6 protein-coding genes are annotated in these 5,632 nt (G+C 51.5%); 1 reads left to right on the top strand and 5 read right to left on the bottom strand.

Going from position 1 to position 5,632, the window contains the following annotated elements:
- The first annotated feature begins 67 nt into the window (after positions 1-67).
- Positions 68-1,411 (top strand): MATE family efflux transporter, encoded by a 1,344-nt coding sequence (locus WMO24_RS01710; protein WP_349214449.1) that lies wholly within the window; start codon positions 68-70, stop codon positions 1,409-1,411.
- 40 nt (positions 1,412-1,451) lie between these two features.
- On the opposite strand, the gene WMO24_RS01705 is transcribed toward WMO24_RS01710, so the two are convergent.
- The 5 genes from WMO24_RS01705 to WMO24_RS01685 all read right to left on the bottom strand — a co-directional run bounded on the left by WMO24_RS01705 (position 1,452) and on the right by WMO24_RS01685 (position 5,547).
- Positions 1,452-2,483 carry a DUF4179 domain-containing protein gene (locus WMO24_RS01705; protein ID WP_349214447.1) on the bottom strand — a complete coding sequence of 344 codons (1,032 nt, stop codon included), beginning with the start codon at positions 2,481-2,483 and terminating at the stop codon, positions 1,452-1,454.
- On the bottom strand, positions 2,467-3,027 hold the full coding sequence (locus WMO24_RS01700; RefSeq protein WP_349214445.1) for an RNA polymerase sigma factor: 561 nt from the start codon (positions 3,025-3,027) through the stop codon (positions 2,467-2,469). Before WMO24_RS01700 ends, WMO24_RS01705 begins: the two co-directional genes overlap by 17 nt.
- Before the next feature lie 71 nt (positions 3,028-3,098).
- Positions 3,099-3,359: a hypothetical protein gene (locus WMO24_RS01695; RefSeq protein ID WP_349214444.1), complete on the bottom strand. Its 261-nt coding sequence runs from the start codon at positions 3,357-3,359 to the stop codon at positions 3,099-3,101.
- A 60-nt stretch (positions 3,360-3,419) separates the two neighbouring features.
- Complete coding sequence (locus WMO24_RS01690) at positions 3,420-4,139, bottom strand: N-acetylmuramoyl-L-alanine amidase (RefSeq protein ID WP_349214442.1); 720 nt, start codon at positions 4,137-4,139, stop codon at positions 3,420-3,422.
- 418 nt (positions 4,140-4,557) lie between these two features.
- Positions 4,558-5,547, bottom strand: coding sequence for a hypothetical protein (locus WMO24_RS01685; RefSeq protein WP_349214440.1), 990 nt, complete (start codon positions 5,545-5,547; stop codon positions 4,558-4,560).
- Between the last annotated feature and the right edge of the window lie 85 nt (positions 5,548-5,632).

Here is a 5,632-nt window from a genome sequence, read left to right as displayed (position 1 = left end):
CGGTGCCATGGCACCGCCGCCTTCCATGTCGCTGGTGAAATTCTGACGAAACAAGGTGGTAAGTAAAATGGACAAGCAGGTCAAAGGATTAATGACAGAAGGCCCTATTTGGAAAACCATTCTTTTGTTTGCGCTGCCTCTTTTGCTGGGAAATCTGTTTCAGCAGCTTTACAACGCGGTGGACTCCATTGTGGTTGGGAACTACATTGGAAGCAACGCACTGGCAGCCGTAGGTTCCAGCGCCCCTCTCATCAATCTTCTGGTCGGTTTCTTCTCCGGCCTTGCAACCGGCGCCGGCGTGGTCATCTCCCGCTGCTTTGGCGCGCGCGATCAAAACGGTGTATCCCACGCAGTCCACACATCCATGGCTCTGGCATTTGTATGCGGCATTCTTTTGAGCATCGTGGGTGTTGCGCTTTCCCCTTGGATTCTGGAACTGATGGGAACGCCGGACGAGGTCATGAGCAACGCCGTTCTTTATCTGCGCATCTATTTCATGGGGCTTCTGGCCGTACTTATTTATAATATGGGAAGCGGTATTCTACGGGCCATCGGCGACTCCAAGACCCCTTTGTATTTTCTGATCGTATCGTCCGTTTTAAACATTATTCTGGATGTTCTCTTTGTAACACAGTTTCACATGGGCATTGCCGGTGTGGGCTGGGCCACCTTGATTGCACAGGCAGTCAGCGCCGTTCTGACGCTTCTCTGGCTGATGGCAGCCAAAGGCGATCATCGGGTATACCTGCGGCGAATCCGCATTCACAAAGATGTGCTTGAACAGGTTGTCAAAATCGGTCTTCCCGGCGGTATGCAAAACGCGGTGATTTCCTTTTCCAACCTGATCATGCAAAGCTCCATCAACAGCTTCGGCGCCGTGGCAATGGCCGGCTGCAGTTCCTATACGAAAATCGACGGGTTTGCCATTCTTCCACTTATGAGCTTTTCGATGTCTCTTACGACTTTCACGGGGCAAAACATCGGCGCAGGCCGAATCGACCGCGTCCGCCGCGCCGCCAAAACCGGCACGGCCCTGACGCTCACTTCCACATTCTGCGTCAGTGTTTTTCTTCTTTTGTTTGCAGAACCGGTCATTTCCATTTTCAACAGTGAACCGGAAGTTGTCCATTATGGCGTTTCCATGATGCAGGTGCTGGTTCCCGGATACTTTTTCCTCAGTATTACACACACACTGACCGGTATCGTGCGCGGCGCCGGCGCCACCACCGTTCCCATGATCATCATGATTTTCTGCTGGTGTTTTTTACGCATGGCATGGGTACTCGGCTCCCTTTCCGTGGCGCACATCATTCAGTTTGTCTTCCTCGGCTACACGCTCACCTGGGGCATCAGCTCGATTTTGATGTTCCTGTATTTCAAAAAAGGTGATTGGCTGAGACGATACTTATAAAACCAAAACAGAGGCGGATCTGCAATCCGCCTCTGTTTTTTTATTCAATTGGAATTTGAAGACCGTTGATGGAGACCGCTTCCACTTCATCCGGAGCGATAAATTCACCGTACTCACAGCTCACCTCATAATAAGCACCATCAATGGGAGAGGTTTTTTCGTCGATACTCCCCTGCGCCGCGCGCACCTCCTCTTCGAAAGTTCCCATGGTGCATGTACTTCCATCGGATAATGTCAAAATGATTTGTGCCTCACTGAGCGTGTCACGCACACCGGCCTCCTCTGGCAGGCCGTCAAACACCACCGTCACCCGCATTGGAGTAAGACGAATCTGCGCTATCAAAACTCCCGTCACCGGCTCGGATGTTCCCGCCGAAACCATCTGCGCCTGCACCTGCTCGGCTTGGGGCACTTTAAAAGTGAAACTCCAATTCCCCTCTTTTTCCCAAGCTACCTCCGTTCCGTTCTCCATTGGGCGGGTGGCATAAAGGTATTGAATATTCCAGGTAATGGTGTCCCCGCTTTGCCAATTGCCCCCCTGAAGCGTACACATCAATTTGACGGAATGATCGCTCAGATTTTCATCTTCCAGCACGCGGGAAGCACCGCTTTCACCGCCCGCCGTCTGCCCCATTGCATAATAAGACAGAGTTGGATCCGGTGTTTCGTCTTCCATCGTCAGCGTCAACGGCAAGTACATCTGCTCCCCGTCAAACAGTACCCCTTCCAGAGTCAGCGTACACCCTCCATTTGACGCACTGAGCGCCAACCCCTCACCGGGCATGCCCAGAGAAGCAGCTTGGCTCTGCGCACCAGCACCGAAGAACGTTCCAAACACACCGTCCCAGGGAAACACTGATGCAGCCATCGCTCCCACACCAATGCACACTGCCAGCGCCGCAGCTGCCGCCAGAACCGCCACCCGGCGGAATGAAAAACGCTTTGCACGATGCGTCTGAACTGCCAAACGCTCCTGCACTCTTGCTTTTATTCTCTGCGTTGTCTGTGCATCTGATATTTTCATTACAGCAGGCACATAGCAATCATCCATCCAATCAAACCACGTCTTCATGCGATATTCCCCTTTCCTGCAAAGCTCTGCGCAGCACATCCCTGCCTCTTGCCAGTCGACTTTTGACAGTGGACGGGTTCATGCCCAATTCTTCGGCAATCTCGGCCACCTTTTGCCGCTGGTAATAGTAGCGCAGAAAGATTTCTTTTGTAACCGGCTCCAGAAAGTCCAGCGTCTTCCGTATGATCGCACTCTGTTCTTTTCGTTCAAGGTGCTGTTGTAACTGTTCATCCGCCTGCGAGAGAAAATCTTCTTCCATAGGCAGTACCGGACGAAGGGCACGTACCCGGCTGCGCGCCTCATTCCGTGCAACTGCGCCAAGATAGGATTTCAACGACCCCTTGGCAAGGTCAATATTCGACGCTGCATTCCACAGCTTTAAAAAGGTTTCTGCGGCAGCTTCTTCCACATCCGGTGCTTCCAGAAGGCCGGCGCCAGCTGCACGAACCGTTGCTGTAACCCAACCGCCGTATTGTTCAATCAATTCTTCCAGCGCAGCTTCATCCCGTTTTTGAAGCTGCACAAGCAAAGTTTCCTTCTCCAAGGCCTCACTTCCTTTTCGCCTTCTTCGAAACATGTTTCACCTTTCTATACGCACCAAATCACCGACCGGTTTCACAAACGCAAAAAAACACCTGCTTTGGCCGGGGTTCCGTAAGGAAACGACGCCGGGAAGGAGCCCCTTTTGCGCGGCTGCATCGTCAAACCGCCTCGACAACCACAAAGGGTGCCTTCGGTGTTTTTCCTTACATCCGCATCAAAAGGGACGCCTTCCCGGTGCAAGCAGTTGCGCCCCGAAATTTTGAGAAAAAGAACAAAAAAGCGGTCTTGCAAGCAAATTGCTTGCAGGACCGCTTTCTGCGTTTCATGCGCCAAAATTTCGGGGCTTAACCGCCGTTTTCTTATGTCACCCCGGCTTTGCGAGTGTTCTTTTTGTTAAACAATTGGTGTTGTACCAAAAAATGCACAAATTGCACGATAATAGCATTCGGCGGCGGCCTGGCAGCCCGCCTCACTGCCCCATGCGCTGACATCCGAAGGACTGGTCACAAAACATTGCTCTGCAAGTACGGCGGGGCAGGAAGCTTTTTCCAGCAAACCGAATGTCTCCTCTTCATGAACCGAATCATCGGAGATCTCAACCACTTGTTTTTCGTATCCGGTCTCTTCGCTTCCCTGATAATAAATATAGCGAACACCGTTCTCGCCCCGCAGACGTTGCCCTGCCTCGCCAAATTGGCTGGCGATGGCCTGCGCAAAGCTCAATGCGCTTTCATGGTGAACGCGTCCCGGCGGCTGCGGATAGCACTCAAACCCATAGGAATCTTCAGAATACGGATCAGAATTGCCATGAATGGACAAAAGAAGGCTGGCTTTTGCTTCAGCCGCTTTCAAAGCCCGCTCTCCACTGGTTGCATTTTCCCCATTCTCACGACAGCGAACCGGTGTATAATTGGGGTCCTGTTCCAGCAGGGCAAACAGGTCATCCACTGTTCTCTCTGTCAGCTCTACTTCCTGAATCACGCCTTCCGCTCCTACATCCGATCCGCCATGTCCGGCATCCAATGCCACTACATAGGGCGGTGATGTCTGAAACTCATAAGAGGCAACCGGCTGTGTATGCCCGTCCGAGTCCTGTGCTTCCCCGTAGATCATCGTCCCATCGCTCTCCTGAGAGGTTGAATTCCAATCCGCTTGTGAAGTAGAGCTCTGCAATTCCTCCTTTTGGAAAACTCCTTTCAAAAGAAACGCCGTCATCAAAACAACAAGTAAAGCGCAAGCGCTGATGAGCATTCTTCTTCGGCGACGGCGCCTTCTTGCCGCAGCCATTCGCCTGCGATGTATTGCCGCCTGTCTGGAAGCGGTCGGGCGCCTTCGTGTACTTGGTGCGCCACTGTACTGATCCCGCATTCTCTTCCCCCCGTTCTTTGCAAGTTTGATTATAACCCGAAGATGTGTCGATATTGTATCAAAAAATTCTTAAAAAACTTAAAAAGATTTTCCTGTGGGAGAGAAGAACACACAAAAATCAACTCATACAAACTCTTGCAGTGTCCTGTAAACCGGTCGTATTCTAGGCCTTGCCGTACGAAAGGTTTCCATACTGAAAGCCTCGCAAAGGATATTCTGAAACACATACGTAAGGCTGAAGCATCGTCAAAAGCGCCGTGTTCCCATTATCGTAAGTAATTGATACCGAAAGATACTCATTTTTTACAGCGCCATCCGTTGTACTCACCTCAATGTCGCGCACAGCAGCGCCCTCTGCCAGAACACTTTGCGTAAGAGACGCGCGGATCTGTTCGGCAATATTTTCCCGGAATTGCGGAAAAGACGGATCCTCCACATCGTAAAAGCCATAGACGCCCTCCACATCCGGATCTTCCGCCGTGCGATAACAAGCCGGAAGATTGCTGCGCATGTCCTCATACTCTTCCGCCGACGGGTAATACTCTGCCACCACAATTTCTCCGGTTGTGGCGTCCAGCATCACACTGGCGGCGGATGAGCTGAACAACGATCCATCTGCATCTTCGTCCAAAATGGCGCGCCATTGAAGGCGTTCTGTATTGTTTACCAAGCCATTTGCACAGCTGAGGCGCAGTTCTCTCTGTGATAAATCAATCCCGTAATTTTCTTCCAAAATGCGTCCTGCCAAATTAGCCGCTTCTTGCGCACTGACCACGGGGTCCAGCAGATGCTCTTCTTCCAGCTCTTGGCGAACAAACTCCAGTTCCTCTTCCATTGCCGCTTTATAATCATCGTAACTATATTCTTCCTGCGTCACCTGTTCTCCCGACTGTGCGTCTTTGAACATTTCATCCAGTTTCTGCGTATATGCAATCCGATATTGTTCCATCGTTGCATCCACGTCTTCTGCCATCCAGACATACTGATAATTCTGGCCGCCACCAGCTTGTTGTGCCAGTGCAGCCTCCACATTGCTGCTGGGCTGCAAATCGTCACTGGTAACGACCGCGTCCGAAGCATTGCACGCAGACAAGCCCACCACCAGTAACATACATCCCAGCACGATTCCCCTTTTTCCTTTGCTGCATTTCATCCGAAAGCAACCTCCTTGTATTATAGAGTAGTAGTTATTAGAGCCCCTCTCCAAGGGCTGTGCTACACTGTAAGGGATGCTGTGG

Origin of the sequence: Ruthenibacterium intestinale (genome assembly GCF_040096265.1) — a bacterium.
Classification (GTDB): Bacteria; Bacillota; Clostridia; order Oscillospirales; family Ruminococcaceae; genus Ruthenibacterium; species Ruthenibacterium komagatae.
This window is presented reverse-complemented; position numbering and strand designations above follow the sequence as displayed.